5 protein-coding genes and 1 pseudogene are annotated in these 2,718 nt (G+C 73.7%); 3 read left to right on the top strand and 3 right to left on the bottom strand.

Annotated elements, in window-relative coordinates:
• The 3 genes and pseudogenes from ADY01_RS41160 to ADY01_RS34715 all read right to left on the bottom strand — a co-directional run.
• A pseudogene (locus ADY01_RS41160) lies at nucleotides 1-184 on the bottom strand (hypothetical protein); the annotation flags it as partial.
• Nucleotides 171-383 (bottom strand): DUF5326 family protein, encoded by a 213-nt coding sequence (locus ADY01_RS34720; RefSeq protein WP_049580784.1) that lies wholly within the window; start codon nucleotides 381-383, stop codon nucleotides 171-173. The gene ADY01_RS34720 and the pseudogene ADY01_RS41160, both read right to left, overlap by 14 nt.
• 162 nt (nucleotides 384-545) lie before the next feature.
• The gene (locus tag ADY01_RS34715; RefSeq protein WP_049580782.1) at nucleotides 546-863 is read right to left on the bottom strand and encodes a cupin domain-containing protein; all 318 of its coding nucleotides are present in this window, start codon (nucleotides 861-863) and stop codon (nucleotides 546-548) included.
• A 48-nt stretch (nucleotides 864-911) separates the two neighbouring features.
• Here ADY01_RS34715 and ADY01_RS34710 point away from each other — a divergent pair, with 48 nt between their 5' ends.
• From ADY01_RS34710 to ADY01_RS34700, 3 genes are all read left to right on the top strand, one after another.
• A complete protein-coding gene (locus tag ADY01_RS34710) occupies nucleotides 912-1,289 on the top strand; it encodes a phage holin family protein (RefSeq protein WP_049580780.1) in 378 nt (125 codons plus the stop codon).
• Nucleotides 1,276-1,767, top strand: a complete 492-nt coding sequence (locus tag ADY01_RS34705) for a low molecular weight protein-tyrosine-phosphatase (RefSeq protein WP_267888501.1) — start codon at nucleotides 1,276-1,278, stop codon at nucleotides 1,765-1,767. Before ADY01_RS34710 ends, ADY01_RS34705 begins: the two co-directional genes overlap by 14 nt.
• Nucleotides 1,764-2,718, top strand: a 955-nt coding sequence (locus tag ADY01_RS34700; protein WP_063784475.1) for a fructosamine kinase family protein, incomplete at its 3' end; no start/stop codon positions are given. The genes ADY01_RS34705 and ADY01_RS34700, both read left to right, overlap by 4 nt.

Genomic DNA, 2,718 nt, shown 5'->3' with positions numbered 1-2,718 from the left:
GCTGATCCGCGCCGGGCGCGGGCCGTTCCACGACATCTCCTCGGGCGGGCAGCACATCCACCACGTCGTCCCCGGGGTGCTGCTCATGTGCGTCGGCGGCTTCGGCGGGGTCGCCTCGGGCGGCGGCGGGGGGGGCGCCGCGGGGGCGGGGGTCGGGGCCGATCGCGCGGCTACCAACCGCCACCGGAGGAGGAGGAAGAGGTGAGCTTCCGGACCACGAAGATGAGGATGGCGACCAGCGCGGCGAACAGCAGGACCTTGAAGAGCATGCCGAGGACCCAGGTGATCACGCCGATCAGCAGGGTGCCGAAGACCACCAGCGCGATGGCGGGGATGGCGATCCACCGCACCCACCACGGCAGTGTCATAAAGGCGCTCTTCATTGCCACGGCTCCTGTTCCGCACGTACCCGACACCTTGATGCTAAGCGCGTGGGGCCGGTGCCGGGAGCCCCACCGGCCCCGGTCGTCCCCTGACCGTCCCCTGATCCGACCCTGAGAACGGCCGCCCCCCGGTGGTGCGGGCGGCCGGGCCCGCCCGGCCGGTCAGCCCTCGGGCGGCGAGAAGATCACCATCACCCGCAGGTCCTCGCTGATGTGGTGGAACCTGGCGGGCGCCCCGGCGGGCACGTAGACCACGCTGCCGCGCGCCACGGTGGTCGTCTCCCCGCCCACCGTCATCGACGCCCGGCCGCTGACCACGAAGTTCACCACGTCCTGCCGCTGCGGGCGCTGGGTGTCCTGCTGTCCCGCGTCGAGCGCGTAGAGGCCGATCGATATGTTGCGCTCGCGAAGGAAACGCAGGTACGCGCCGTTGTGGGCGAGCCGTTCCGCCTCCAGCCGGTCCAGCCGGAACTCCTTCATGCCCTCATCCCCCTTGCGCCACCGGTGCCATCTGCAACGATCTCCTCTATGACAAGCATCCTGATCCGGTTCGTCGCCAACGCGGTGGCGCTCGGCGTGGCCGTGTGGCTGCTGGGCGACATCACCCTCGGCGAGGACGACGCCGGCACCGGCAGCAAGACGGCCACGCTGCTGATCGTCGCGCTGATCTTCGGCCTGGTGAATCTCATCGTCAAGCCCATCGTGAAACTGTTCTCCCTGCCCCTGCTGATCCTGACCCTCGGCCTGTTCACGCTGGTGATCAACGCCCTGATGCTCATGCTGACGGGCTGGATCGCCGGCGACTCCTTCGAGGTCGACGGCTTCGGGGCCGCCGTACTGGGCGGTTTGATCATCTCGGTCGTCTCCTGGGCGGTCAACATGGTGCTCGACCGTGACGACGACTGACCCGTACCGCGTCTGTTTCGTCTGCACCGGCAACATCTGCCGTTCACCCATGGCCGAGGTCGTCCTGCGGGCGCGGCTCGGGGAGGAGGGGCTGGCCGAACGCGTCGTGGTCGACAGCGCGGGCACCGGCGACTGGCACGCGGGCGAGCCCGCCGACCCGCGCGCCACCGCCGCGCTGCGCACGGCGGGGTACGAGGCGGGCCGGGACGACCACATCGCGCGGTGGTTCGACGCGGAGTGGTTCGGCCGCCTCGACCTGGTGGTGGCGCTGGACCGCGGCCACCTGCGGGCGCTGCGCCGGCTGGCGCCCACCCCGGCGGACGCGGCGAAGGTGCGGCTGCTGCTGGCCGGCGACGGCGAGGTGCCCGACCCGTACTACGGGGAGGACCGGGGCTTCGCCGACTGCCTGGAGATCATCGAGGGCGGCATGGCGGGACTGCTCGACGTCGTCCGCGCGGGGGTGCTGGAGAGGACGTGAACGGAACGGGGCTGCCGGCCCGCCGCGTCGGAGCGCTGACCGGTGCGGTGCCCCGCGCCATCCGCCCCGTCGGCGGCGGTGACGTCTGCGCCGCGCACAGGGTCGAACTGGACGACGGCAGAACCGTTTTCGTCAAGACGCTGCCGCACGCGCCCCCCGGCTTCTTCGCGGCGGAGGCGGCCGGGCTCGATGTGCTGCGGACGACGGGCGCGGTCGCCGTCCCCGCCGTGCTGGCCGCCGTTCCCGATCTGCTGGTGCTGGAGTGGGTCGAGGAGAGCGGCCCGACGCCGGAGCGGGCGGAGCGCCTGGGGCGTGAACTGGCGGCGCTGCACTCCACGCCCGCGCCGCACTGGGGCGGGCAGGCGCCGCTGTACCTGGGGACGCTCCCGCTGTCCACGCCCGCGCCGCCGGTGGCGGACCCGGCCGCGTGGCCCGCGTTCCACGCCGAGCACCGGCTGCTGCCGGCGCTGCGGCTGGCGCGGGACGGCGGCGGGATCGGGGAGCGGGACGCGGCCGACGTGGAACGGCTCTGCGCGCGGATCGGCGAGGTGGCGGGGGACCCCCGGCCGCCCGCGGTGATCCACGGCGACCTCTGGGCGGGAAACGTCCTGTGGGCGGCCGACGGGCGCCCGCACCTGATCGACCCGGCCGCCCAGGGCGGCCATCCGGAGACGGACCTCGCGCTCCTCGAACTCTTCGGCTGCGCCCACCTCGGCCGCCTGCTGGCGGCGTACGAGGAGATCCGCCCCCTCCCCGGCCGCGCCGCCCGCGCGCCCCTGCACCGCCTCCACCACCTCCTGGTCCACGCCGTCCTCTTCGGCGGCGGGTACGGCGCCCGCTCCGGCGCCGCCGGGCGGGCAGGCCGACCGCGCCGAGAACGAGGCGGCGGCGCGCGAGGCGCAGTCGCTGGAGAAGATCCGCTGGCAGTACCTGCACGGCCTGGACGCCGAC

Origin of the sequence: Streptomyces sp. SBT349, assembly GCF_001083795.1 — a bacterium.
Lineage (GTDB): Bacteria > Actinomycetota > Actinomycetes > Streptomycetales > Streptomycetaceae > Streptomyces.
This window is presented reverse-complemented; position numbering and strand designations above follow the sequence as displayed.

Bases quoted from the DNA above. Each gene is read 5' to 3' on its own strand.
- ADY01_RS34720 (WP_049580784.1), bottom strand. From the start codon at position 383: ATGAAGAGCGCCTTTATGACACTGCCGTGGTGGGTGCGGTGGATCGCC.
- ADY01_RS34715 (WP_049580782.1), bottom strand. From the start codon at position 863: ATGAAGGAGTTCCGGCTGGACCGGCTGGAGGCGGAACGGCTCGCCCAC.
- ADY01_RS34710 (WP_049580780.1), top strand. From the start codon at position 912: ATGACAAGCATCCTGATCCGGTTCGTCGCCAACGCGGTGGCGCTCGGC.